The organism is Gordonia rhizosphera NBRC 16068 (assembly GCF_000298195.1).
Classification (GTDB): Bacteria; Actinomycetota; Actinomycetes; order Mycobacteriales; family Mycobacteriaceae; genus Gordonia; species Gordonia rhizosphera.
In genome coordinates, this window is sequence record NZ_BAHC01000048.1 from 1 (window position 1) to 24,731 (window position 24,731).

25 protein-coding genes and 1 pseudogene are annotated in these 24,731 nt (G+C 68.5%); 18 read left to right on the top strand and 8 right to left on the bottom strand.

Going from position 1 to position 24,731, the window contains the following annotated elements; all coding sequences use genetic code 11:
* Positions 1–77 precede the first annotated feature (77 nt).
* Both GORHZ_RS04745 and GORHZ_RS04750 read right to left on the bottom strand, forming a co-directional pair.
* Positions 78–752, bottom strand: a complete 675-nt coding sequence (locus tag GORHZ_RS04745) for a Crp/Fnr family transcriptional regulator (RefSeq protein WP_006330855.1) — start codon at positions 750–752, stop codon at positions 78–80.
* Between the two features lie 189 nt (positions 753–941).
* Positions 942–1,214: a hypothetical protein gene (locus tag GORHZ_RS04750; RefSeq protein WP_040530221.1), complete on the bottom strand. Its 273-nt coding sequence runs from the start codon at positions 1,212–1,214 to the stop codon at positions 942–944.
* A gap of 270 nt (positions 1,215–1,484) precedes the next feature.
* Between GORHZ_RS04750 and nth the strand changes: the two genes are divergently transcribed.
* The 4 genes from nth (at position 1,485) to GORHZ_RS04770 (ending at position 5,015) form a co-directional block, all read left to right on the top strand.
* Entirely contained in the window at positions 1,485–2,174 is a 690-nt protein-coding gene (gene nth, locus GORHZ_RS04755) for an endonuclease III (RefSeq protein WP_245551349.1), read from the top strand.
* Entirely contained in the window at positions 2,171–2,929 is a 759-nt protein-coding gene (locus GORHZ_RS04760; RefSeq protein WP_006330871.1) for a TlpA family protein disulfide reductase, read from the top strand. Before nth ends, GORHZ_RS04760 begins: the two co-directional genes overlap by 4 nt.
* Positions 2,930–3,039: 110 nt before the next feature.
* Entirely contained in the window at positions 3,040–3,819 is a 780-nt protein-coding gene (locus GORHZ_RS04765; protein ID WP_006330873.1) for an NUDIX hydrolase, read from the top strand.
* Positions 3,816–5,015 (top strand): MarP family serine protease, encoded by a 1,200-nt coding sequence (locus tag GORHZ_RS04770; RefSeq protein ID WP_006330875.1) that lies wholly within the window; start codon positions 3,816–3,818, stop codon positions 5,013–5,015. The genes GORHZ_RS04765 and GORHZ_RS04770 overlap by 4 nt, the downstream gene beginning before the upstream one ends.
* Positions 5,016–5,031: 16 nt before the next feature.
* Here the strand turns inward: GORHZ_RS04770 and GORHZ_RS04775 are convergent, their stop codons facing one another.
* The 3 genes from GORHZ_RS04775 to acs form a co-directional block, all read right to left on the bottom strand.
* Positions 5,032–5,976, bottom strand: coding sequence for an alpha/beta fold hydrolase (locus GORHZ_RS04775; RefSeq protein WP_006330886.1), 945 nt, complete (start codon positions 5,974–5,976; stop codon positions 5,032–5,034).
* A gap of 3 nt (positions 5,977–5,979) precedes the next feature.
* A complete protein-coding gene (locus GORHZ_RS04780; RefSeq protein WP_006330887.1) occupies positions 5,980–6,567 on the bottom strand; it encodes a phage holin family protein in 588 nt (195 codons plus the stop codon).
* A 225-nt stretch (positions 6,568–6,792) separates the two neighbouring features.
* Positions 6,793–8,748: an acetate--CoA ligase gene (gene acs, locus GORHZ_RS04785; protein ID WP_006330888.1), complete on the bottom strand. Its 1,956-nt coding sequence runs from the start codon at positions 8,746–8,748 to the stop codon at positions 6,793–6,795.
* Positions 8,749–8,975: 227 nt separating this feature from the next.
* Between acs and GORHZ_RS04790 the strand changes: the two genes are divergently transcribed.
* Positions 8,976–9,731, top strand: coding sequence for a Fic family protein (locus GORHZ_RS04790; protein ID WP_006330889.1), 756 nt, complete (start codon positions 8,976–8,978; stop codon positions 9,729–9,731).
* A gap of 585 nt (positions 9,732–10,316) precedes the next feature.
* On the opposite strand, the gene GORHZ_RS04795 is transcribed toward GORHZ_RS04790, so the two are convergent.
* Positions 10,317–11,177, bottom strand: coding sequence for an HAD family hydrolase (locus tag GORHZ_RS04795; protein WP_006330890.1), 861 nt, complete (start codon positions 11,175–11,177; stop codon positions 10,317–10,319).
* Positions 11,178–11,616: 439 nt separating this feature from the next.
* Between GORHZ_RS04795 and GORHZ_RS04800 the strand changes: the two are divergent.
* The 9 genes and pseudogenes from GORHZ_RS04800 to GORHZ_RS04840 form a co-directional block, all read left to right on the top strand.
* Positions 11,617–12,060 (top strand): annotated as a pseudogene (locus tag GORHZ_RS04800) (esterase/lipase family protein); the annotation flags it as partial.
* A gap of 92 nt (positions 12,061–12,152) precedes the next feature.
* Positions 12,153–13,211: a septum site-determining protein Ssd gene (gene ssd, locus GORHZ_RS04805; protein ID WP_006330892.1), complete on the top strand. Its 1,059-nt coding sequence runs from the start codon at positions 12,153–12,155 to the stop codon at positions 13,209–13,211.
* Positions 13,208–14,383 carry a TadA family conjugal transfer-associated ATPase gene (locus GORHZ_RS04810; protein WP_006330894.1) on the top strand — a complete coding sequence of 392 codons (1,176 nt, stop codon included), beginning with the start codon at positions 13,208–13,210 and terminating at the stop codon, positions 14,381–14,383. Before ssd ends, GORHZ_RS04810 begins: the two co-directional genes overlap by 4 nt.
* Positions 14,380–15,180, top strand: coding sequence for a type II secretion system F family protein (locus tag GORHZ_RS30530; protein ID WP_006330895.1), 801 nt, complete (start codon positions 14,380–14,382; stop codon positions 15,178–15,180). The genes GORHZ_RS04810 and GORHZ_RS30530 overlap by 4 nt, the downstream gene beginning before the upstream one ends.
* Complete coding sequence (locus GORHZ_RS04820) at positions 15,177–15,806, top strand: type II secretion system F family protein (protein WP_006330897.1); 630 nt, start codon at positions 15,177–15,179, stop codon at positions 15,804–15,806. Before GORHZ_RS30530 ends, GORHZ_RS04820 begins: the two co-directional genes overlap by 4 nt.
* A 95-nt stretch (positions 15,807–15,901) precedes the next feature.
* A complete protein-coding gene (locus GORHZ_RS04825; protein WP_006330899.1) occupies positions 15,902–16,120 on the top strand; it encodes a DUF4244 domain-containing protein in 219 nt (72 codons plus the stop codon).
* 14 nt (positions 16,121–16,134) lie between these two features.
* Entirely contained in the window at positions 16,135–16,557 is a 423-nt protein-coding gene (locus GORHZ_RS04830; protein ID WP_006330901.1) for a TadE family type IV pilus minor pilin, read from the top strand.
* Positions 16,554–16,916, top strand: a complete 363-nt coding sequence (locus GORHZ_RS04835) for an Rv3654c family TadE-like protein (RefSeq protein ID WP_006330903.1) — start codon at positions 16,554–16,556, stop codon at positions 16,914–16,916. Before GORHZ_RS04830 ends, GORHZ_RS04835 begins: the two co-directional genes overlap by 4 nt.
* 74 nt (positions 16,917–16,990) lie before the next feature.
* The gene (locus tag GORHZ_RS04840; protein ID WP_006330905.1) at positions 16,991–17,344 is read left to right on the top strand and encodes a SpoIIAA family protein; all 354 of its coding nucleotides are present in this window, start codon (positions 16,991–16,993) and stop codon (positions 17,342–17,344) included.
* 25 nt (positions 17,345–17,369) lie between these two features.
* Here the strand turns inward: GORHZ_RS04840 and GORHZ_RS04845 are convergent, their stop codons facing one another.
* Together GORHZ_RS04845 and sftH are read right to left on the bottom strand one after the other, a co-directional pair.
* Positions 17,370–17,930, bottom strand: a complete 561-nt coding sequence (locus tag GORHZ_RS04845; RefSeq protein ID WP_006330907.1) for a hypothetical protein — start codon at positions 17,928–17,930, stop codon at positions 17,370–17,372.
* A complete protein-coding gene (sftH, locus tag GORHZ_RS04850) occupies positions 17,920–20,247 on the bottom strand; it encodes a DEAD/DEAH box helicase (protein WP_006330909.1) in 2,328 nt (775 codons plus the stop codon). The genes GORHZ_RS04845 and sftH overlap by 11 nt, the downstream gene beginning before the upstream one ends.
* On the opposite strand from sftH, the gene GORHZ_RS30710 reads away from it, so the two are divergent.
* The 4 genes from GORHZ_RS30710 to topA all read left to right on the top strand — a co-directional run bounded on the left by GORHZ_RS30710 (position 20,246) and on the right by topA (position 24,698).
* Positions 20,246–20,389 carry a hypothetical protein gene (locus tag GORHZ_RS30710; protein WP_157205064.1) on the top strand — a complete coding sequence of 48 codons (144 nt, stop codon included), beginning with the start codon at positions 20,246–20,248 and terminating at the stop codon, positions 20,387–20,389. The genes sftH and GORHZ_RS30710 overlap by 2 nt on opposite strands.
* Positions 20,390–20,581: 192 nt before the next feature.
* The gene (locus GORHZ_RS04855; protein ID WP_006330911.1) at positions 20,582–20,785 is read left to right on the top strand and encodes a cold-shock protein; all 204 of its coding nucleotides are present in this window, start codon (positions 20,582–20,584) and stop codon (positions 20,783–20,785) included.
* Positions 20,786–20,946: 161 nt separating this feature from the next.
* Positions 20,947–21,534 carry a hypothetical protein gene (locus GORHZ_RS04860; RefSeq protein WP_006330913.1) on the top strand — a complete coding sequence of 196 codons (588 nt, stop codon included), beginning with the start codon at positions 20,947–20,949 and terminating at the stop codon, positions 21,532–21,534.
* Between the two features lie 164 nt (positions 21,535–21,698).
* The gene (gene topA, locus GORHZ_RS04865; RefSeq protein ID WP_006330915.1) at positions 21,699–24,698 is read left to right on the top strand and encodes a type I DNA topoisomerase; all 3,000 of its coding nucleotides are present in this window, start codon (positions 21,699–21,701) and stop codon (positions 24,696–24,698) included.
* Positions 24,699–24,731 lie beyond the last annotated feature (33 nt).

Below are 24,731 nucleotides of genomic sequence, written 5' to 3' on the forward strand. Positions count from 1 at the left end.
CGTTACGACTGCGGCGGAGGGTGCGGTGATCTCAATTTGAGAACGTTGAGAACGCAGATGAAGCCGGAGGAGGAAGGTCAGCGAGCCCGTCGCGCGAGTCGCTCGGAGTCGGCGATCAGCACGCTCTTGCCCTCCAGACGCAGCCAGCCGCGCTGGGCGAAGTCGGCGAGCGCCTTGTTGACGGTCTCTCGGGACGCGCCGACGAGCTGCGCGATCTCTTCCTGGGTCAGATCGTGGGTGACGCGCAGCGCGCCGCCCTCCTGGGTGCCGAAGCGCTGGGCGAGCTGCAGCAGCTGCTTGGCCACACGGCCCGGCACGTCGGTGAAGATCAGGTCGGCGAGGTTGTTGTTGGTCCGGCGCAGGCGGCGCGCGAGAACGCGCAGGAGCTGCTCGGCGATCTCGGGGCGATCCTTGATCCACGCGCGCAGCGCGTCACGGTCCATCGAGACCGCGCGCACCTCGGTCACCGTTGTCGCCGACGAGGTCCGCGGTCCGGGGTCGAAGATGGAGAGTTCACCGAACATGTCCGACGGTCCCATGATCGTCAGCAGGTTCTCCCGGCCGTCCGGAGAACGCCGACCCACCTTCACCTTGCCGGACAGGATGATGTAGAGCCGGTCACCGGGTTCGCCTTCGTGGAAGATGACGTGCCCGCGAGGGAAATCGACCGGTTGTAGCTGCTTGGTCAGCGCCGCGACGGCCGAGGGCTCGACACCCTGAAATATGCCCGCCCTCGCCAGTACGTCTTCCACCTATGGAACCTTTCTCGTCCAAACCACTCGCGTGACAACACCACCACCTGCGTCAGCTGCGCCTCTGGCGCGGCGGACGGGTGGTGGTTACCCTGTGCAACGCTACTCTCGGGTCAAGCATAAGTGTTGGATGGGTCACGAGCCGGACCATTCCGGCGAGTCGGCCCGGTCGGTTTGTGCTGCCGCCGATCAGCTCGCACGCTGCGGTGACGTCGACAACGCGTCTGACGAATCGGACGTGCCGTGTCCGTTCTTGCTGCGGCGGCTGCGCAATTCGTCAAGCGCGGCGGGAAAACCCTGTGTGGCCAGTGTGTCCACGTGGTCGGCACCGCCCGACTCCAGGAACTCCTCGACGTGGTCGCGAGAGACGGCAAGGCGGTCGATTCGGTTCTGCACCTTCTCCATCGCTAGTGCGAAAAGCATCAGGACGGCTGGGAACAGCAACGTGGCGAGACCTTGCATGCGCACCAGTAAACACAATCGGATCCGGCTTCTGCCAACCAGAACGGTTGCCTTCACTAACTTGTTACCAACGCTCAAGATGGTCCGTGACCTACGTCTCACGGGTGCCCCGCGGACGGACTCCGTCGGTCGGCGCGCGCAGACCTGGCTAACCTGAATCAGGTGAGCGCACGCAAGACCAGGGACATCCCGGCCCCCGAATCGCGGACACGTCCCCGGCCTGCGGGGCGTGCCGAGAGCCACCTCGCACTCGTGCGCCGTGCCCGGCGGATGAACCGGATGCTGCAGGTCGCGTTTCCGCACGTCTACTGTGAGCTCGATTTCACCACCCCGCTGGAGTTGTCCGTCGCGACGATCCTGTCGGCGCAGTGCACCGACGTGCGGGTCAACCAGGTCACGCCGGCGCTGTTCGCCAAGTACCCCACCGCGCGCTCGTATGCCGAGGCCGACCGGGTCGAACTCGAGGAGATGATCCGATCCACCGGGTTCTATCGCAACAAGGCGAATTCGATCATCGGCCTGGGGCAGGCCCTGCTCGAGCGGTACGACGGCGAGGTGCCGAACACGCTGAAAGACCTGGTCACGCTGCCGGGGTTCGGGCGTAAGACCGCCAACGTGGTGCTCGGCAATGCCTTCGGTGTGCCCGGCATCACCGTGGACACCCACTTCTCGCGGCTGGTGCGTCGCTGGGGATGGACCGCTGAGACCGATCCGGTCAAGATCGAGCACGCCGTCGGCGAGCTCATCGAACGCAAGGAATGGACCGACCTGTCCCACCGGGTGATCTTCCACGGGCGTCGGGTCTGTCATGCGCGTAAACCGGCATGCGGCGTCTGCATCCTGGCCAAGGAGTGCCCGTCGGTCGGCGCGGGCCCGATGGACAAAGCCGAGGCCGCCCGCTTGGTGAAGGGGCCGGAGACCGAGCATCTTCTCGGGCTGGCGGGGCTGGCGGCGCCGTGAACCAGACCCCGACCGGCGCCGAGTCGACACCGTCGGAAGCCGACCACAGCGCCCCGAATCCACCCTCGCGCCCGCCGAGCCGGTTCCCGGCATCGGTGCGGTGGACGCTGGTGTTCGTCGTCGTGATGATCGGCCTGGTCGTCGCGATCTGGCCGCGGGGCTCAGGTGCGGACGCACCGTCGGGGTCGAGCATGTCGGGGGTGACCGTGTCGGGGCCGCGGGCGACCGACGCGCAGGTCGACGATGCGCAGCTCGCGCAGGCCCGTCAGTCCGCGGCGCTGCCGGGTTGCCCGGCGACGGGACTGACCCCTGCGGCGCAGTCGGTGCTCGCCGGGGTCACCGAGCCGTGTCTCGCCGACGGACGGCCCTACGACGTCGGTGCCGGCACGGCCGGGAAACCGCTGGTCGTCAACATGTGGGCGGTGTGGTGCCTGCCCTGCCGGCACGAACTGCCGGTGATGGAGGACTACGCGCAGCGAGCCGCCGGCACGGTGAACGTCCTGGCCGTCCACGCCCGCGAAGGCGCCAACAACCCCTACCTTGTCCTGAAGTATCTGTCCGAGAACGGAGTCAGGTTGCCGGTGGTCCTCGACGCCGATGCGGGTATCGCCGCGGCCCTCGGCGCACCCCGCGTCTACCCCTCCACGGTCCTGGTGCGTCCCGACGGCACCGTCGCCAAGGTGCTGCCGGAGATCTTCGACGACCCCGATCAGGTCGCCGCGGCGGTCCGCGAATATCTCGGGGTGAGCACGTGAGCGGCCGCCACACGGGGGAGCACCACACGGCCCGTGACCACCCGCCGGGTGACGATCTATCTCGCTCGCCGATCGGGCCGCTCGTGCCGTCGTCGCAGATCCCGCCGTGGATGCGCCGGCTGACCGGCAACGTCGAGGCGGTGCGGGAGTCGGTACTCGGCCGGGGCGGGGATCGTCACCGATGGGCGTCGGTGATGGGCGGCCGCAAACGTGACGCGGCGGTCCTGGTGCTGATCGCCGGGAGTTGGGGCTCCGCGCCCGACCATCCCGGTGGGCTGCCGTCCGACGCCGACGTCCTTCTCATCGAACGGGCCTCGACGCTGCGCCAGCACAGCGGCCAGGTCGCCTTCCCCGGCGGAGCCATGGACCCCGGCGACGACTACCCGATCGGTACGGCGATGCGGGAGGCCACCGAGGAGACCGGACTGCTGGCCGAAGGGGTGCACGTCCTCGCGAACCTGCCGTCGTTCCCGGTCCCGGTCTCGGGATTCGACGTCATGCCGGTGTTGGCGCACTGGCGGACCCCGGGCGAGGTCCGGGTGATGGACACCGGTGAGACGGCCCGGGTCGCCCGGGTCAACCTGCGGACGCTGCTGGCAGCGGAGAACCGCTTCCAGGTGCAGCGCAACATCTTGGGCGCCCGGGCCTACCGCGGACCGGCGTTCATGGTCGACGGGTTGCTGGTGTGGGGCTTCACCGGTGGTCTGATCGCGGCCATCAGCGAAGCGGCCGGCTGGGATGTCCCGTGGGACGCCACCGACGTTCGGCCGCTCGACGATGCAATCGCCGCGGCCGGCAGCGCCCAGACGGTCGGGCCCGCGGCGGTCCTCTCCGACGCGATGCATCGCCTGATCGAGGGTGGCGGTCACGGCGAGGAGGAACGGCCGTGAGCGGCTCGGCGTGGGTGGACCTCATCGTCGTGGTCATCGCACTGCTCGCCGCCGGCAGCGGTTACCGCCAGGGCGCGGTTGCCTCCGCGCTGGCGTTCCTGGGCGTCATCCTCGGCGCGATCGCCGGCATCCTCCTCGCGCCGCACGTCATCTCGAACTTCTCCGATCGCACGGTGCGGTTGCTCGTCGGGGTGGTGTTGCTGGTCGGGCTGATCATCGTCGGTGAGGTGTCGGGCATGGTCCTGGGGCGGGCCGCCCGCAGCGGCATCCGGTCGCGGGGGGTCCGTCGCGTCGACAGCGTGGTCGGATCCGTGCTGCAGGTGCTGGCCGTGCTGGTCGCCGCCTGGCTGCTCGCCATCCCGCTGACCAGTGTCTCCGACTCCCAGGTCTCCGCGGCGGTCCGCGACTCCCGGGTGCTCGGCGGGGTGGATTCGGTGGCGCCGCAGTGGCTGCGCGACCTTCCCAACGATTTCGGTGCGCTGCTGGACAATTCGGGGCTCCCGCAGGTCATCGGACCGTTCGGCCGCACCCCGGTCGCCAACGTCGCACCCCCCGATGAGACTGTGCTGCAACTGCCTGTGGTCGAGCAGGTCCGGCCGAGCGTGGTCAAGATCGACGGCACCGCACCGAGTTGTCGGCAGGCGCTGGAAGGCAGCGGATTCGTGGTGTCACCGGAACGGGTGATGACCAACGCACATGTGGTGGCCGGCACCCGTCGGCTCGTCGTGTCGTCGCCGGGAGGACAAGAACTCGCCGCACGGGTTGTCCTGTTCGACAGCGACAACGACATCGCGGTCCTCGACGTGCCGGGTCTGGACGCGCCCGCCCTGCAGTTCGCCGACGGACCGGCGAACTCCGGTGACGACGCCATCGTGCTCGGCTACCCGGAAGCCGGACCGTTCGCGGCTACCGCGGTCCGCGTGCGTGACACCATCAACCTGTCGGGACCCGACATCTATCGCACCGGCCAGATCCTGCGTGAGGTCTACACGGTGCGCGGCCAGATCCGGCAGGGCAACTCGGGCGGACCGATGGTCAATTCCGATGGGGATGTTCTCGGCGTGGTGTTCGGTGCCGCGGAGGACACCACCGATCAGACCGGGTTCGTGTTGACCGCCAAGCAGGTGCAGTCCGATCTCGTCGCGTCGGAAACCCGGTCGGCGCGGGTCAGCACCCAGTCCTGTGTGCACGCCTGAGTCTCGCCGGTGACGATCAGGCCGGATCGGTGCCCATCAGGTCGACGAGGTGCTCGTTGACGACGTCCGGCCGCTCCTGGTGGGCGAAGTGTCCGCTGCCTTCGACCTGCCGGGGCACCATGTCGGTCGCCCACTGGGCGCTCGCGGTCATCAGATGATCGAGGATGTAGGGGTCCTGCCGGCCGCGTAGCCCGAGGACCGGGATGCTCAGCGGCCGGTCCATCAGTTCCATGAAACGCGCGCCGTCGGGCCGGAACTGCGATCGGAACGCCCAGCGCTGGTATTCCAGGCTGCAATGCGCGACATAGGGGATCTGGATCGCGGCGCGGTTGTGGTGGACCGCTTCGGCGAAGTCGTCGGTCGCGATCCATCCGGTGGCGGCGCGCTCGCGGAAGTACTCCTCGATGAAGGCGCCGTCGCGACGGGTCAGGTGTCGTTCACCCATGCGGGGCAGCTGGTTGCGCAGGAATCCGCCCAGGAACGCCGACCGCTGGCCGCGGTCGCGGAGTACGTCGTGCCGCAGAGCCCGTGGATGGGGGGAGGCGATCACGGCGATGCGGTTCACGATGCGCGGATGCAGGGTGGCGGCGGCCCAGCACACCAGGCCGCCGTCGGCGTGGCCGACGAGCGTCGCGTCGGTGTGCCCGAGCGCACGCACCAGACCGTGCGCATCGCCGGCGAGGGTCCAGCCGTCATAGCCGCGGGGAGGTTTGTCGGTGTCGCCGTAGCCGCGCAGATCGACGGCGACGGCCCGGAACCCGGCGTCGGTCAACGTGGTGATCTGATGGCGCCAACTCCACCAGAACTCGCCGAAACCATGCAAGAGCAGGATCAGCGGGCGGTCCGCCAGCCATCGACCGTCGGCCTCGACGGCATGGAACCGGACCCCGTTGGCGCGGACGTCGAAATGGTGCCAGTCACCGGGTATCCGGACGCTCGACGGGTCGGGCGGCTCCGCCAAGGCTCACCCCCGCCGGGGATCGTGCGCCCGGGGGATATCCGGATGGTCCGACGAGGACGCCGGTGCCGGGGACGAAGCGCGGGACGAGGGCGTCGGAGACGAACCCGCCGGTGATGCGGTCGAGGCGGAGGTGGAGTGGCTGCCCGGCAGGACCGCCTGCACCTCCTTGACACTGGCGATCGTCTTCTCCGGACCCCGGATCCTGCGGAAGAAGACGTAACCCACGATCGCCATGACGATGGTGACGAGCACCAGCAGCAGGAAGACGATCAGGAACGCGAGCCACCGCGGCATCCAGATGTCGAGCAGTTCGGCGAGGAAGAAGAAGAAGAAGAAGCTCGAGTAGAGCGCCATCACGCCGGCGGCGATCAGCAGGCCGGTACCCGCGCCGGCCTTCTTCGCCTCCCCGACGAGTTCGGCCTTGGCGAGGGCCACCTCCGACCGGAACAGGGTCGACACGCTCGCGGTCGCGTCCTTCACCAGGTTCCCGATGGACGGCTCACCATTGCGGCCGAGGTTCGGGTCCGACAGCGGGATCGACGGGACCGTCCCCGTCGTCTGTGCGGGTTGGCCGGGCTCGTTGCGGCTCACAGCATCCTCCGTTGCTCGGTGTCGAGAGCTTATGTTGCCATGCCTTCGGCCGAACCGACGTTGGCGGGGAGATGTCTCGTGTCGAGTGGGCGCCGAATTTCGTCGAGTGGGCGCCGCTTTTCGTCGAGAGTGCTCGGCTCACCGAGGCGAGCGCCCACTCGAGGCAAAAACGACGCCCACTCGACGGCCGTGGTGTGGGCTGGGAGGCTGGGCCTGGGCCTGGGGTCAGGCCTTACGCTGCCGGATGGCCTCGAAGACCGAGGGGTCGACGAGGGTAGAGGTGTCGCCGAGTTCGCGTCCTTCGGCGACGTCTTTGAGGAGGCGTCGCATGATCTTGCCCGAGCGGGTCTTGGGCAGTTCGGGGACGACGTTGATCTCGCGGGGTTTGGCGATCGGGGAGATCTCGACCGACACCTGTTCGCGGAGTTCGGCGATGAGGCCTTCGCCGGTGTCGATGACGCCTTCGCGCAGGATGACGAAGGCGACGATGCCCTGGCCGGTGGTTTCGTCGGCGGCGCCGATGACGGCGGCCTCGGCGACCCCGGCATGTCCGACGAGGGCGGATTCGACTTCGGCGGTGGAGATGCGGTGTCCGGAGACGTTCATGACGTCGTCGACACGGCCCAGCACCCACAGGGCGTGGTCGTCGTCGTAGCGGGCGCCGTCACCGGCGAAGTACCAGCCCTGTTCGGCGAAGCGTGACCAGTAGGTCTCGCGGTAGCGTTCGTCGTCGCCCCAGATGCCGCGCAGCATGGATGGCCACGGCTTGTCGAGCACCAGGTAGCCCTGCTCGCCGGCGCCAACGGGGTTGCCGTGGTCGTCGACGATGTTGGCCGAGATGCCGGGCAGCGGCGCCATGGCCGAGCCGGGTTTGGTGACGGTCACCCCAGGCAGCGGGGAGATCATGATGGCGCCGGTCTCGGTCTGCCACCAGGTGTCCACGATGGGGGCCTTGTTGCCGCCGATGACCTCGCGGTACCACTTCCACGCCTCGGGATTGATCGGTTCGCCGACGCTGCCGAGCAGCCGCACGCTCGACAGGTCGTGGGCGTCGGGGATCTCACGACCCCACTTCATGAAGGTTCGGATCAGGGTCGGGGCGATGTAATAGACGGTCACCCCGTAGCGCTCGATGATCTCGAAATGCCGGTGCTCGTTGGGGGAGTTGGGGGTGCCCTCGTAGACGACCTCGGTGGCGCCGTTGGACAGCGGGCCGTAGACGAGGTAGGAGTGTCCGGTCACCCAGCCGATGTCGGCGCCGCACCAGAAGACGTCGCGGCCTTCCTTGTGGTCGAACACGTAGTGGAAGGTGTAGGAGGCCTGGGTCAGGTAGCCGCCCGAGGAGTGCACGATGCCCTTGGGCTTGCCGGTGGTGCCCGAGGTGTAGAGCAGAAACAGCGGGTGTTCGGCGTCGAAGGCCTCGGGTTCGTGGTGCGGGGACTGTTCGGCGACGGTGTCCTCCCACCACACGTCACGCCCGTCGACCCAGGGCAGGTTCTCGTCGTGGTTGGTGCGACGTACCACCAGCACCTTTTCCACCGAGGCGGCGGCGTCGGCGCCGGTGCCCAGCGCCTCGTCGACGGCGGCCTTGAGCGGGGCGGGCTTGCCGCGGCGGTACTGACCGTCGGTGGTGATGACCAGTTTGGCCTCGGCGTCGTCGACGCGGGAGCGCAGCGCGCCGGCGGAGAAGCCGGCGAACACCACCGAGTGGGTCAGGCCCAGGCGGGCACAGGCGAGCATCGAGATCAGCGCCTCGGGCACCATCGGCATGTAGATGGCCACCCGGTCGCCGGCGACCAGGCCGATCGCGGTGAAGTAGTTGGCGGCCTTGGATACCTCGTCCTGGAGTTGGGCGTAGGTGAGGTCGCGCGAATCGCCCGGTTCACCGACCCAGTGGATCGCTACTCGGTCGCCCTTGCCGGCGGCGACGTGGCGGTCCACACAGTTGTAGGCGACATTGAGTTTGCCGCCGACGAACCATTTCGCGAACGGCGCATCCGACCAGTCGAGGACCTGGTCGAAATCGGTCGCCCAGTCCAGACGACGTGCCTGCTCGGCCCAGAACGCCAGGCGATCCGCATCGGCCCGGTCGTACAGTTGTGCGCCGGCATTGGCCTGCGCGGCGAATTCCTCCGAAGGCGGGTACCCCTGGGCTGCAGACGAGGTGGTGGCGGAAGACATCGGTCAGATGAGCCTTTCACTATCGACGGACAAAACGGCGTGATACAACGTGACGTGCATTCATACCGGGTTCTCATTGTGAGGGTAGTCACGTTGGGAGCCCGTTGCAGGTGCCTATCCGCCCGACCACCGCGGATCCGCGGTGAGTGGTCGGATGGGCGCGACGAGCGGTGCGAGCGGTCCCCGCAAGCCGGGGCAGGACACACCGATCATTATCGTGGAGACCCATGACCGACGACCCGCTGGCGCCGCTTCTGACTCTTCCCGGTGTCGCCGATGCCGCCGATCGGGCCCGTGACGCGTTGAGCGCGGTGCACCGGCATCCCGCGAATCTGCGGGGCTGGGACAAAACCGCGACCGAGGCCTCCTGGCGGGCGGGCCGATCCTCGGCCGCCATCGACGGCGGCAGCGTCGAACTCCGCCGCGACGGCGACTTCGACGACCCGATCCTGGCCGGTGCGATGCGCGTCGCGCAGGCGCTCGACGGGGATGCCCTCGACCAGCTGACCGGGGTGTTCCGGCGCGCCCCCGCGCAGGCCATAGCCCGACTGCACATGCTGGCGGCGGCCGATCTGGTGACCGACCCGGACGATCTCGGCCGCCCGAGCGGTGAACCAGGCGTGGCCGCCCGACTCGATCTGCTGGGGCAACTCATCACCGGCGCGACGTCGGTTCCGGCGCCGGTACTGGCCGCCGTCGTCCACGGCGAACTCCTGGGGGTGCGCGCGTTCCCGACCGCGAACGGTGTCGTCGCGCGCGCGGCGTCTCGTCTGGTGTGCACCTCGTCAGGACTGGACCCTCACAATCTCGGCGTGCCCGAGGTCACCTGGCTGCGGCGCCTCGATGAATACCGGACACTGTCGGCGCGATTCGGCGAGGGCGACGCCGAGGGTATCGGTCGCTGGATCGTCCTGTGCTGCGAGGCATTCGAGGCCGGGGCGGCCGAAGCGCGTTCCATCGCCGATGCGGCACGCGCGGGATGACAGCCCGATAGCGGCGGGCAACAGCGCCCTCACAAGATGGGCCCTGCAACGCACTGCGGGCGGCCACCGAGACCGTGTCACCGGTCACGCTGCCGCCCGCGTAGCACGGACCCAAGTTACCAAGCGTGCTTGGTGGGTTGTGGGGATCGCCTCGGCGAGGGACCGCGTGCCGACCCGGTCTGTTCCAGTGTGGCGCATTCGATTTCGGTGCCGTGCAGCGAAGTCGAGCATCCTCGGATCGATTCGTTCCGTCTGGCGAACTCACGCTCGTCCCGATCGGATCGATTCGTCCGGCCCGACCCAGAACTCCTCGGGTTCTGTGGTCTACGGCCCGTGTGCCTACTGCCTGGAATGTTCCGTGCCGATCTGCGATGTCGCAGGCGCACAACGCTTTTGCCTTTATGCGGCTTGTGCTCCGCGTGGGTACTTGCCGCCCGTGCTGGGAAGTGCTCGGCGTGGGGGTTCGCTCCTTCTCTTCCGGATCGAACTTTGCCTTCCGAGTTTCCGTAGCTCTTTTGTACACCGTGACTGCGATCACAGCAAGGGTCTTTCGCACCACCCGCCGCCGGTGTCGGCGGGACTGCGTCAGGAGCCCGCGGGCCGGCGTCGGCGGCCGAGAAGTGAACGCAGAGCGAGGAAACCGGTGGTCACGCCGACCCCGAGCAGCAGCGCGGCGACCATCCGCGACGACGCTGACCCGATGCGCGTGCGCAGCGGAACGGGACGATCGAAGCGCAGGACCGGCCATCCCACCTCGGCCGCGTGTCGTCGTAGTTGCCGATCCGGATTGACCGCGACGGGGTTGCCGACGGCCCCGAGCATGGGCAGGTCGGTGATCGAGTCGGTGTAGGCGTGGCACTGCGAGAGGTCGTAGCCGTGGACCGCGGCGAGTGCGGCCATCGCCGTCGCCTTGTTCTCGCCGTAGCAGTAGAACTCGAGCTCGCCGGTGTAGCGACCGTCGACGATCTCCATCTGTGTCGCCTCGACGTGGTCGACGCCGAGCAGCTCCCCGATCGGGCCGACCATCTCGATCCCCGACGCCGAGATGAGCACCACGTCGTGACCGCGGGCCCGGTGACCGGCGATGAGTTCGGCCGCCTCGGCGAACACCAGCGGATTCACGACGTCGTGCAGGGTCTCCTCGACGATCGCGCGGACCTGTTCGACTTCCCAGCCACGGCACATGTCAGTGACCTGGCGACGGAGGGTCTCGACCTGGTCACGGTCGGCGGCCGTCAGGAGGAACAGGAACTGGGCGTAGCTGGACTTGAGGACCGTCCGACGGTTGATGAGCCCCTGGTCGAAGAAGGGCCGGGAGAACGCCAGGGCACTCGACCTGGCGATGACCGTTTTGTCCAGGTCGAAGAAGGCGGCGATGCGTGAGGAGCGATCGGTCCGCTCGGAGGGCTGCTGCGATTGCGGCGTCTCCGGTGAGATGTCCGTCACGACGCCAGCCTACGGGTTTGCCGCGTTTCGCCGGTAGCGTCGATGCAACGTTGCTGCTGCGTGAATCCGCAGGCAGTGATGCGGAAACGTGATCTTCGGGGCCGGTTGGTTGTGGTTGCACGAATTCCGGCAGGCTGTGTATAGTCGGTCTCAACCGGTTGATACCGGTGCCTTTCAGCCCGACCCCCCGGGGCTGAAACGCGATGACCCCGGCCTCCTCCCCCCCTGGCCGGGGTCGTCCTCTATCTGGAGGTCTTTTTCTCTCTCCCTCGTGGCGCATGTCGTTGCGCTGTGCGTGCGGTCCGCTGAAAACCAATTCGCCCAACCAGGCAATTGCCGGGTTGGGGGTGGGCGGATCAATGACACCTGGGGAGGGGTTCGCATGTCTGTCACTCGAAGAAGCCTCCGCAACAGCGCATCGAGGGCTGCGGCGCAGACGATGGCGTTGGCCATGACCTGCGTGTTCGCGATCCTCGGCTCCGGAGTCGCGCAGGCGGTGCCACGGGATCCGCTACCGGAGACCCACAGCTTCCTGGCGGGGATTCCCGCCGAGCTCGCTCATCGCGGTGGGTCGCTCCCCGGATCCAACGACTTCTCGTGCCGGCCCACCGCACGCCATCCGCGTCCGGTCGTCCTGGTCCACGGCACCGGCGGATCACAGCAGACCAACTGGGGTGCCTACGTCGCGATGCTCGCCAACCGCGGGTACTGCGTGTTCGCACCCACCTACGGAGCGTTGCCCGGCACGGCCCGGCCGGTGTCCGCGATCGGCGGAATGACCCGGATGGAGACCGGTGCGGCGCAGCTGTCGCGGTTCATCGACCGTGTACTGGCCGCGACCGGTGCGAAAACCGTGGATCTCGCCGGACATTCGCAAGGCACGCGGTTCATCCACAAACGCGGAGAATTCCACAGATCCTGCCCTCGCCGGACTACGCGGGTGGCGTGCGCAGATCCGCACGTGACGATGGGCCCATGACCGATGAACTCCTCGCCCTCGTGGGCCCCGATCTGCGCGAGGACGTCGCGCGGTGCGCGGCCGCCGCGGGATACCGGATTCGGACCGCCCCTGCGGCCGACTGTCGACGCGACTGGCTGCGCGCCGGTGTCGTGATCGTCGACGTCGAGGCCATCGGGGTGCTCGCCGGGCTCGGGCCGCCAGGTCGCGACGGGGTCATCGCGGTGACCGATCACGAACCGGCAGAGGAGATCCGGCGATCGGCGATGAATCTCGGCGCGGACCAGATGATCACCCTGCCGGCCGACGAGGCACGGTTGGTGGGGGTGCTGACCGGATTCCGGTCACCGAGCCGGGGCACGGCGGGCGCGCTCGCGCTGATCGGCGGCCACGGCGGTGCGGGCGCGACGACCCTGGCGGCTGCGGTCGCGGCGGTCGCATCCGAGTCGTCGAGGGTCCTGGTGCTCGATGTCGACGAGTACGGGGCGGGCATCGACCTCGCCCTGGGGATCGAGGGGCGTTCCGGATTGCGTTGGCAGGACCTGACTCTCGAGGGCGGTGCGGTGCGCGCATCGTCGCTGCACCGAGCGCTGCCGCAGGTGAACGACCATCTGTCGGTGCTGTGCCCGCAGCGGGACAACGCGCGCCGGATCGGGGTCGACGCCGTGACGGCGACCATGGACGCCGCCCGCGTCGACGGCGACCTCGTGGTCGTGGATCTGCCCCGGACGTTCGAGGCCATCACGAATGCCATCCTCGACTCGGTCGATCTCGTCGTACTCGTGACCACGGCGTCACTGCCCGGGGTCGCGGCGTCTCGCCGGGTCGCCGCACGGATCGCGGAACGCGCCGTGACAGCCGAGGTCGCGGTTCGGGGTCCGGCGCCGAGCGGTCTGCGCGCCGTCGAGGTCGCCGACGCGATCGGGCTGCCCCTCATCACCGCGTATCGGGCGGACCCGGCACTGCCGTCCCGGATGGAATCGGGACGGCTACGAGCCGCGCCGCGCAGTCCGCTCGGTCGTGCCGCGCGGACCATCCGTGGGCGCATCGGAACCGCGGATCGGCCTGCGGCATGACCGGCGGGCAGGAAGCGCTCCTGCACCGGGTGCGGGACCGCCTCGCGGCGCTGGCCGTGGAACCGACCGCCGAGGTGATCGCCGATGCGATTCGCGCGGAGTCCGGGGGCCTGCTCGGCGACACGGATCTGCTGGCCGCGCTGCGGTTCCTGCAGACCGAGCTGATCGGTGCGGGCCGGCTCGAGCATCTGCTCGCCGAGCCCGACATCGCCGACATCCTCGTCGTCGGCGCCGATCAGGTCTGGGCCGACCGCGGACACGGGTTGCAGCGCACCGACATCCGGTTCGAGGACGAGGCGGCCGTCCGACGGCTGGCCGGTCGTCTGGCGTTGAGCGCCGGCAAGCGCCTCGACGACGCGCAGCCCTGGGTCGACGGGCAACTCGCCGATGTCGGCAAACGGGGACACACGGTGCGGTTACACGCCGTGATCCCGCCCGTGGCGACCGATGGGACGTGCATCTCGCTGCGCGTACTGCGCACCGCCACCATCGATTTCGACGATCTCGTGAGGCTCGGTGCGATCCCGGCGGATGCGGCCGGTGTGCTGCGGTCGATGCTCCGGGCGAAGCTGGCGTTCCTGATCGTGGGCGGTACGGGCTCGGGCAAGACCACACTGCTCGGGTCGCTCATCGGTGCGATGGACCCCACCGAACGCATCCTGTGCGTCGAAGATGCTCTCGAACTCGACCCGCCCCACCCGCACGTCGTGCGGTTGGTCGCCCGCACGCCCAATGTCGAAGGGGTGGGGGAGGTTCCGGTCCGCGCGCTGGTCCGGCAGGCGCTGCGGATGAGGCCGGACCGGATCGTGGTGGGGGAGGTGCGCGGTGCGGAGGTCATCGACCTGCTCACCGCACTCAACACCGGGCACGAAGGCTGCGCGGGCACATTGCACGCGAACTCGACCGCCGAGGTGCCGGCCCGGATGGAGGCGCTCGCCGCGCTCGGCGGGATGGACCGGGCCGCGTTGCACAGCCAGCTCTCGGCCGCGGTGCACATCGTGCTCGGCGTCGCACGCACGACGGGCGGGTCGCGTGGCCTCGCGGAGATCGGGCTGGTCTCGCGTGGCGACGACGGCTTCGTGAAGATCCGGCCGCTGTGGATGCGCAACGTCGGCTTCGCTGATGCCATGACCGATTTCGAGCGCCTGCTGCAGGCACGGCCGGATCCGTGACCCTTCTGCTGGGCGCGCTCGCGGTCGGGGTGCTGTGGTGTCCCGCCACCCGCGCCGAGATCCGTCTGGCGTGGCTCGCCGACACCGGTCGGTCCCCACGCCGCCGCTCATGGCGGTGGTTCGCCGCCGGTGCGGCCCCGGTCGTCGCGCTGGTCGTCCTCCCGGTGGCCGCCGCCGCGTCGACCGGCATGATCGCGGCCGCGTTGACCTGGCGATGGCGGCGCCGGTCCCGGGATCGGAGGCGAGCCGCGGAGTCGGCAGACCTGCTGCAGGCGCTGGCGGTGATGATCGCGGAGCTCTCGGTGGGCGCGCCGCCGGCCCACGCCTGTACCTCGGCCGCACGGGAACTCGGGGCGCGATCCGATTCGGCGGTGGCGCGGGGCCTGGCCACGATGGCGGGCCGAGCCGAGCTCGGCGGCGATGTCGTGCCCGACACCGACGGCATCGACACGACGAGCGCGATGTCGTGGCAGCGGATCGGGGTCGCATGGCAGATGGCCGACCGGTACGGCCTGCCGATGGTGGAACTGCTGGAATCGGTGCGGGCGGATCTGCTCGCGCGCCGGCAGTTCGCGGACCGCACACGGGCGGGACTGGCCGGTCCCCGCGCGACCGCGGCGGTCCTGGCAGGGTTGCCGGCCGTGGGTGTCGCGCTCGGCGAGCTGATCGGTGCCCACCCGTTGGGCATCCTGCTCGGGACGCGTGCCGGCGGCGCCCTGCTGGTCGTCGGTACCGCGCTGGCACTGGCCGGCCTGGCCTGGTCGGACCGGATCGTCGATCGGGTGGTCAGCGGGTGAGCACGCCGACCCTGGTCGCCGTCTTCCTCGTCGCGGCCGCGGTGTGGTGGTGGCCATCTCCCCGCTGGTGGTTGCTGCGGGTCATCGACCCCGCGGGAGCCGAACGGTGGAACACCCTGGAAACCCATGGCACTCACAGTCGGAACGATCCCTTCGCGGTCGCGGCCAGCTTCGATCAGCTGGCCGTGTGCCTGGGTGCCGGGTTACCGGTCGCGTCGGCGGTCGAGATCGTGGCGCGGACCGCGCCACCCGGTCTGGGCGAGCCGTTGTCGGCGACAGCGGAACTCCTGGCACTGGGCGCTGACGCAGAACACGCCTGGCGCCGGTTCGCGCCCCGCTACGCCTCCGGACGATCCACGCGCACCGACGATCTCGACGCGGAACGGTTCGAGGCGCTGGCGGTGCTGGCGCGGCGGTCGGCCCGATCCGGATCGTCATTGTCGCGTGGGCTGGCCGAACTCGCGGAGACCACCCGACGGCAGGCCGACAACGACGCGCTGGCCGCCGCCGAACGTGCCGGCGTGAAGATCAGCGGGCCGTTGGGCCTGTGCTTCCTGCCCGCCTTCGTGTGCCTGGGCATCGTGCCGGTGGTGATCGGACTCGCCGGCACCGTACTCGGTAGATGATCGGACGTGCAGACGAAATCGTTGGATCCGTTCGGGGCCCTGAAACGTCCAAGTAGACAGCACACATCGTGCCACGACAGGAGGTCACAAACATCATGCTGGACAGGATCTTTCATCGACCGATGACGCGCGCCGGTGCCGCGGTGACGCGACTGGTCGCCGATGACACAGGGATGAGCACGGCAGAATATGCCATCGGGACCATCGCCGCGGCCGCCTTCGGCGCCGTGCTCTATACCGTTGTCAGCGGAGACAATGTCGTGAACGCCCTCACGGGCATCATCGGTCGGGCACTGAACACCTCGGTGGGATGAGACACCTCGGTCCGATGAGCGACGACGAGTCGGTCGGCGGTCGGCGCAGCGGGTTCTGGTTGCGTCGACTGTGGTCCGACGAGCGTGGGATGGTCACGGTCGAGGCGGCCTATGTGATCGCGGCGATCGTCGGGGTGGTGGTGCTCGGTATCGGCGCGATCGTCGGTGCGTCGGTGCAGATCCGCTGCACCGACGCAGCCCGGGAGGCCGCCCGGCTGACCGCCGCGGGCGATCCGTCCGCGCGCACCGTCGCCGCCCGCCTCGCCGGGGATCGCGCACGCATCTCCATCACCGACAACGGCGCTCAGGTCGTCGTCGAGGTGCGCTCGCCGATACCGCTGATCGGGGCGATCGAGATGTCCGCCTATGCGGTCGCGGCCAAGGAACCCACTGCCGCAACGGCCGTCGCCGATCTCCCCGCGGAGGTACCCCCGTGACGCCATGCTGGCGCGACGAACGTGGGTTCGCCACGATCACAGGCGCTTTCGCAATCGCCGCGGTCGCCGCGGCCACGCTTGCGGTGCTGTATGTCGGTGGTGCCGTGCTGGCACGCCACCGCGCCCAGTCCGCCGCCGATCTGGCCGCACTGGCCGGGGCCGCCGATCTTGTGATGGCGCTACCCGATCCGTGCGTTACGGCGAGGCAGATCGCCGAGGTGCAGCGGACTCGGGCCCGAGTGCGATCGTGCCGGACGGACGGAACCGACCTGGTCCTCAGCGTCGCCGTGCCGGTCGCACTCGGTCCGTTCGGCATGCACGAAGCGGTGGCGACCGCACGGGCCGGGCCGGTCGGGTGAGTTCGCCGTGAGTTCATCGATGCGTAGCGCGGCCCGCGGTAGCGTGGGACACAGCCGATCAGGAGGAACAAGAGATGTTCACCGTGGTGAAGGAACAGGGCCCGAACGTCATCGTTGAGGCCGAGGGCATGATCCACTCCAGCGACTACGACGTGTTGACACCGACGCTCGAAGGCGTCGTGAAAGAACACGGCCACGCCAATCTGATGATCATCGCCGAGGGCCTCAAGGGGGAGACGCCGAGAGCCATGACGAAGGACGCAGAGTTCGGCTTCGGCGTCTATAAGGACGTGAAGAAGTTCGCGCTGGTCTCCGACGAGACGTGGCTGCGCGTGGCCGTGCACATGATGTCGCCGTTCACCGGCACCGAAGAGAAGGTCTTCGGGCTCGACGAGCGGGCCGATGCCGAGGCGTGGCTGACGGCCTGACCGGGCCGCGCCGGTCTCGTTCGTGTCAGTCCTCGTCGACGACAATCTGTTTCGGATAGACCCGCTGAGACCGCAACGGCGAGAACCGGATCCTGCCGAAGCTGACCGTCTCGTCGCCGAGATGCGACACCACCAGCGAGGAGTTCGGCGGCAGGTCGGGGAGGTGGGACTGCACCGCACGGACGAACGGTGACCAATGGAGGAGTTCGCCCTCGGTGAGAAACCCTCCGGCGATGGCTCGGGCTCGACTGTCGGCAGCGACGACGGCGAGGTACACCTCACCGAGGCCGGGGGACACCCGCGGCCCGACCATCGCGCTCTGCAGATACCACAGCGCTGTGGTCACCTCACCGGCGAAGCCGCCGCGCTCGGCCGCACACCAGGCGTAGTGCACGTCCAGACTGTCGAGGGCCGCTGCCTCGCTGACGAAGAGATCACGTTCCCCGATGGTCGCAGGGCCGTCGCCGTCGGCGAGCCCCACGGGCTGGGCGAGGAGGAAATAGACAGGTGTCGGTTGGGTGATCGCGCCCAGGGACAGCACCGGGTCGTCGGCGCGGGGTTCGTCGGGACGATCGTCAGGCACCATCCCAGTATCGCCTACCGATCAGCGTGAGGACCTTGATCGCGCCATCCTTGTCGAGCGGGTGGTTGCCATTGCCGCATTTCGGCGACTGCACACACGACGGGCAGCCCGACTCGCACCGGCAACTCGACACCGCATCGCGGGTCGCGGCGATCCACGTCGGGAACGCGGCGTAGCCCCGGTCGGCGAAACCGGCTCCACCCAGGTAGCCGTCGTAGACGAAGACGGTCGGGAGAGCGGTGTCGGGATGGGAGTTGGTGGAGAGCCCGCCGATGTCCCATCGGTCGCAGGAAGCGACCAGCGGTAACAGACCGATCGCGGCATGTTCGGCCGCGTGTAACGCGCCGGGGAAGCGGCCGACGGTGACCCCGACCTCCTCGAGTGCCTCGGGAGTGATCGTGTACATCACCGCGCGAGTGCTCAGAGTCTGCGGCGGCATGTCGAGTTCGACCGCGTCGAGCACCTCCCCCGACAGCAGGGTCCGCAGATACCCGACGACCTGATGGGTGACGTCGACATCGACGAGGGCCACGGTCAGTGCGTCGCAGTCGCGGCGGTCCACCACGTTGGTCACGGTGATGTCGGTGGTCTCGCGGGCAGCGGTGGTCCAGTCGGGTTCCTCCGGATGTGCCAGCGCGAGACCGTCGGACAGGTCGAGTTCGTCGATCACATAGGACTGACCCTGATGGATGTGCAGGGCACCGGGATGCACTGTCGAGGGTGCTCGTCCGGTGTCCACGGTGCCGAGCAGCTGCGAGGTCGTGGTGTCGACGATGAGTACCTGCCCGCCGATACCGCCGCGGATGTCGATGTCGCCGTGCGGCTCCACGCCGGGGGCGACGTACCAGCCGGCCTTACGTCGCTTCAGCATTCCGTCGGAAGCGAGGGCGGCCACCGCCTCGCCGGCACCCCATGCCTCGATCTCCTTGTCCTGTAACGGGAGTTCGGCGGCGGCACACAACAGATGAGGTGTGAGGATGTACGGGTTGGTCGGATCGGTGACCGTCGCCTCGACCGGCCGCGAGAGCAACGCCTCGGGATGGTGGACCAGGTAGGTGTCGAGCGGATCGTCGCGCGCGACGAGCACGACCAGCGAATCACCCGACGTCCGCTGCCGCCCCGCGCGCCCGGCCTGCTGCCAGAAGGAGGCGACCGTGCCGGGATAGCCGCCGACGATGACGGCGTCGAGTCCACTGATGTCCACCCCGAGTTCCAGGGCGTTAGTGGTCGCGACCCCGACCAGATCCCCGGAGGAGATGGCCTGCTCGAGGCGGCGCCGATCGTCGGCGAGGTACCCGGCACGGTAGGCGGCCACCCGGTCGACGAGTTCCGGTGCGCTCTGGGCGAGGAGATGACGTGCCTGGCGGGCGGTGAGCTCGACCCCGCGTCGGCTGCGCAGGAAACAGAGCGTCCGTGCGCCCTCGACCACGAAATCGGCGAGCAGCCGAGCGGATTCGGCACCGGCGGATCGTCGGACCGGCGCGCCGTGCTCTCCGGTCACCGCGGGCAGGAAGTCGGGCTCCCACAGCGCCACGGTCCGTTCCCCCCGCGGTGATCCGTCCTCGACGACGCCGACGGCGGGTTCACCGATCAAGCGGGTCAACGCATCTGCGGGCTCGGCCATCGTGGCGCTGGTCCCGATCACCGTCGGATCGGCGCCGGCCGACCGGGCGATCCGAAGGAGGCGGCGGAGAACCAGAGCCGTATGCGAGCCGAACACCCCGCGATAGTGGTGACATTCGTCGACGACGATATAGCGCAGGTGTCGGAAGAAGTGCCGCCACCGGGCGTGCCCGGCGAGGATGCCGATGTGCAGCATATCGGGATTGGTGAAGATCCAGCGCGAGTGCGCCCGGGCCCACTGCCGGATTTCCACGTCGGTGTCCCCGTCATATGCGCAGGGCTGCAGATGGGTGAACTCCCGGTGTCCGCTGAGTAGCGAAGTCAGCGAACGGATCTGATCGGCCCCCAGCGCCTTGGTCGGCGAAAGATAGAGCGCGGTGGAATGCGGATCCTTCATCAGTGTGGACAGGATGGGCATCTGATAGGCCAGTGATTTTCCGGAGGCGGTACCGGTGCACAGGGCGACGTGCTTTCTGTGATAAAGGAGGTCGGCCGCAGCTGCCTGATGTGTCCAGGGGCGGTCGATTCCGGATTCGATGAAGGCGGCCACCAGGTCTGCCGGCACCCACTCCGGCCACTCGACGAAAGCCGCTGTCCGCGAAGCTATTACCGAGAGATGGGTGAGGCACGAGGAGTCGGTGTCGGTGCCGGCCATGCTGCGGTGCAGGAGCTCGGTACCGAAGGTGGGTTCACGCATGATTATCGATCTCAAGAAGGGGTCGGCGGCCCTCGCCGACGCGTCCTCCGATGTTACTGGGGGATGTCCACGCGCTGAAGACTGGTGGCATTTTACCCAGTTTGGTTGGGGCGACTATCGGATGTCGGCCGAACATGATTGACTTAGTGGCGGTCGCAGCTTTCGCAGGGCTCCGGGACATCCGGTGGATCGGCGAGATCGTGTTGTGTCCGCGGTACTGAGAACGGTTTGGCGGGGTAGTCCGCGGGGTCCAACGAGGTATGGCGGTCGGAACCGACCACGACACGAGACCCTCGTGTCGAGTCAGTTGGAATGTATGAAAAGGAATGCAGGAATGGCACAGGGGACTGTGAAGTGGTTCAACGCGGAAAAGGGCTTCGGCTTCATCGCGCCTGATGAGGGGTCCGACGACGTGTTCGTCCACTACTCCGAGATCCAGGGCACGGGCTTCCGTACCCTCGAGGAGAACCAGCGCGTCGAGTTCGAGGTCGGCCAGGGCACCAAGGGCCCGCAGGCCACCGGCGTCCGCGCCGTCTAGGACTTACCAAGCTGCGACAGCAGACTTGAGCGAAGCCGCTCCCGGTCACCGACATGGTGGCCGGGAGCGGTTCTTTCCGGGCGGTGCTTCTCGGTGTGTGCAGCGGACACGGCGGCGCGTGCAGCGGACACGGCGGCGGGGTCAGGCAGTAACCTCGGTGTATGGGTCAGCTGTCGTTCTTCTCCGCGCAGATCGCCCAACCCGCGTACGAGGACCTCGAGGGGCTTCTGGCCACGCACGGCCAGGCGGTTCGCTCCGATTCTGGTACGCGGGTCTCGGTGGTCGTCGCCGAGGAGTGGCGCGCCGTGGCGCTCGTCGAGGAGATCTCGGCCACTGGTGTCGACGCCGAGATCGTCTTCTCCGACGAGGGCAGTCCGATCGCCCGGACCGCACCCAGTCACGAGTTCGATGAACTGCATCGACGGTGGTTGGCGGGTGCGGTGAAGGCGATGCCCGCAGGTTGGGTCCCCTCGCCACGTGCGCTGCGTCTGTGGACGATCGCCGCCGGAGAGCGCGACGAGGATCGCTACCTGCTCGGGCTCGATGCCCACGCCCCGGAGATGCACGCTGCACTGGCGACCGCACTGATGCGGGTGGGGGTCGCGCCGACCCTGGTCGGCACCCGCGGCAAGGCGCCTGCGCTGCGGGTCGCCGGTAAGCGTCGCCTGACGCACCTGCTCGAATACGTCGGCGATCCGCCCACGGTCCCCGGTGCCGCCGAACACTGGCCGGTCGTCGTCGGTTTCTGACCCGCCGCACCAGCCCCGGACCAGGGGTTTTCCGCCTCGTCGCCGTTTTTGGTGTGCGCAATCCGTCACACTCTGGGTCTGCCACGGGAATCCGAGTGTGCAAATGACGCTGTATATAAGGTACAAACGCTCAGGACCTTCAGACTGTGAAGTAAGGACGCCCGGTGGCCGATACCAGCACCGCATCTCCCGCGACGGGGAGCCCGATCCGACGATTGGTCATCGTCGAGTCGCCGACCAAGGCCCGCAAGATTGCGGGATACCTCGGGTCGAACTACGTCGTGGAATCCTCGCGCGGCCATATCCGTGACCTTCCGCGCGGTGCTGCCGACGTCCCCGCCAAGTACAAGGGCCAGCCGTGGGCGCGCCTCGGGGTCAACGTCGACGACAACTTCGAGCCGCTCTACGTGGTCTCCGCCGACAAGAAGTCGACCGTCACCGAACTCAAGACGCTGATGCGGGACGTCGACGAGCTCTACCTCGCCACCGACGGTGACCGCGAGGGCGAGGCGATCGCCTGGCACCTCCTCGAAACCCTCAAGCCGAAGATCCCGGTCAAGCGGATGGTGTTCCACGAGATCACCGAGCCGGCCATCCGGGCCGCCGCCGACAACCCCCGCGACCTCGACATCGACCTGGTCGACGCCCAGGAAACCCGCCGCATCCTGGACCGCCTGTACGGCTACGAGGTCTCTCCGGTGCTGTGGAAGAAGGTCATGCCGAAGCTGTCGGCGGGCCGTGTTCAGTCGGTGGCGACCCGCATCATCGTCGATCGAGAGCGCGAGCGGATGGCGTTCGTGTCCGCCGAGTACTGGGACATCGCGGCGATGATGGATGCCGGTGCGGGCAGCGACGCCAAATCCGGCCCACAGACATTCGGTGCGCGCCTGGTGTCCGTCGACGACGCCCGCGTGGCCACCGGCCGCGACTTCGACTCGCGGGGCGGACTGAAACGCGGCGACGGCGTCGTCGTGCTCGACGGCTCCCGCGCCACCGCGCTGGCGGAGGCGCTGCGGGGTGCGGCGATGACGGTCACCTCCGTCGAGGAGAAGCCCTACACCCGTCGCCCGTATGCGCCGTTCATGACCTCGACGCTGCAGCAGGAGGCCGGCCGCAAGCTGCGCTTCTCGTCCGATCGCACGATGCGGATCGCGCAGCGGCTGTACGAGAACGGCTACATCACCTACATGCGTACCGACTCGACGACGCTGAGCGAGTCGGCCATCAACGCCGCGCGGGCACAGGCCCGGGAACTCTACGGCGAGTCGTTCGTCCATCCGACCCCGCGGCAGTACAACCGCAAGGTCAAGAATGCGCAGGAGGCCCACGAGGCCATCCGTCCGGCCGGCGAGACGTTCCGCACGCCCGGTCAGGTGGCCGGGCAGCTCGAGACCGACGAGTTCCGGCTCTACGAGCTGATCTGGCAGCGCACCGTCGCGTCGCAGATGGCCGACGCCAAGGGCACGACGATGAGCGTGCGGATCAGCGGAACCGCGACGTCCGGGGAGCGCTGCACGTTCGCCGCGTCGGGCCGCACCATCACGTTCCCGGGCTTCCTGTCGGCCTACGTGGAGACCGTCGACGACCAGACCGGAGGTCAGGCCGACGACGAGGAGACCCGTCTTCCGCGGCTCGCGGAGGGACAGTCGCTGACCGCGACCGAGCTGACCGCCGACGGCCACTCGACGAACCCGCCCGCGCGTTTCACCGAGGCCTCGCTGGTCAAGGTGCTCGAGGAACTCGGCATCGGCCGGCCGTCGACGTATGCCTCGATCATCGGCACCATCCAGGACCGCGGCTACGTGGTGAAGAAGGGCAACGCGCTGGTCCCGTCGTGGATCGCGTTCGCCGTCGTCGGACTGCTGGAGGCCTACTTCCACAGCCTCGTCGACTACGACTTCACCGCCACCCTCGAGGACGACCTCGACCAGATCGCAGCGGGTGCCGAGGACCGCACCCGATGGCTCTCGGAGTTCTATTTCGGTGACAGCGCCGACGCAGACGGTTCCGACAGCGCGAAGTCCGCCATCGCCAAGTACGGCGGCCTCAAGAAGCTCGTGGGCGTGAATCTGGAGGAGATCGACGCCCGCGAGGTCAACTCGATCCGCCTGTTCGACGACGAGGCGGGCCGTCCGGTCTTCGTGCGGGTCGGGCGTTACGGCCCGTACCTGGAACGTAATGTCGCCGGCCCCGACGCCGAGCCTGATTTGCAGCGCGCCAACCTGCCTGCCGACATCACGCCGGACGAACTGACCCTGGCCGTTGCGGAGAAGCTGTTCGCCACGCCCCAGGAAGGCCGCTCGCTCGGTTTCGACCCGGTCACCGGTCACGAGATCGTCGCCAAGGAGGGTCGCTTCGGCCCGTACGTGACCGAGATCCTGCCGTCGGACGACGAGGACGGGGACGGCAACGCCCCCGCGACCATCCCCCCCGGACCCACGCCACGTGACGGCGGCGAGGACGGTGGCGTGATCCCGCTCGACGACGAAGGGGCCGGGGGCGGCGCCGCGACGAAGACGACGACGGCGAAGAAGACCGCAAAAAAGGCCGCGAAAAAGGCCGGCCCGAAACCGCGGACGGGGTCGCTGTTCAAGACGATGGACATCTCCACGGTGTCCCTCGAAGACGCGCTCAAGCTGCTGTCGTTGCCACGCGTCGTCGGCGTCGACCCGGAGTCAGGTGACGAGATCACCGCGCAGAATGGGCGCTACGGCCCCTACCTGAAGAAGGGCACCGACTCGCGGTCGCTGGCCAGCGAGGACCAGCTCTTCGACATCACGCTCGACGAGGCACTCAAGATCTACGCCGAGCCCAAGCGCCGGGGCCGGCAGGCCGCCGCGCCTCCGCTGCGTGAGCTGGGCAACGACTCGGTCAGCGAGAAGCCGATGGTGATCAAGGACGGCCGATTCGGACCGTACGTCACCGACGGCGAGACCAACGCCAGCCTGCGCAAGGGTGACGAGGTCGCGACCATCACCCCTGAGCGGGCGATGGAGCTGCTGGCGGATCGTCGTGCGCGCGGTCCCGCCAAGAAGACGGCGAAGAAGGCTGCGGCGAAGAAGACCCCGGCCAAGAAGACAGCGGCGAAGAAGACCGCGGCCAAGAAGACGACCACGAAGAAGGCGACCGCGAAGAAGACCGCGGCCAAGAAGTCGGCCGACTGATCGCCTCCCCTCCGCTGGTCGAGTCACCCGTCC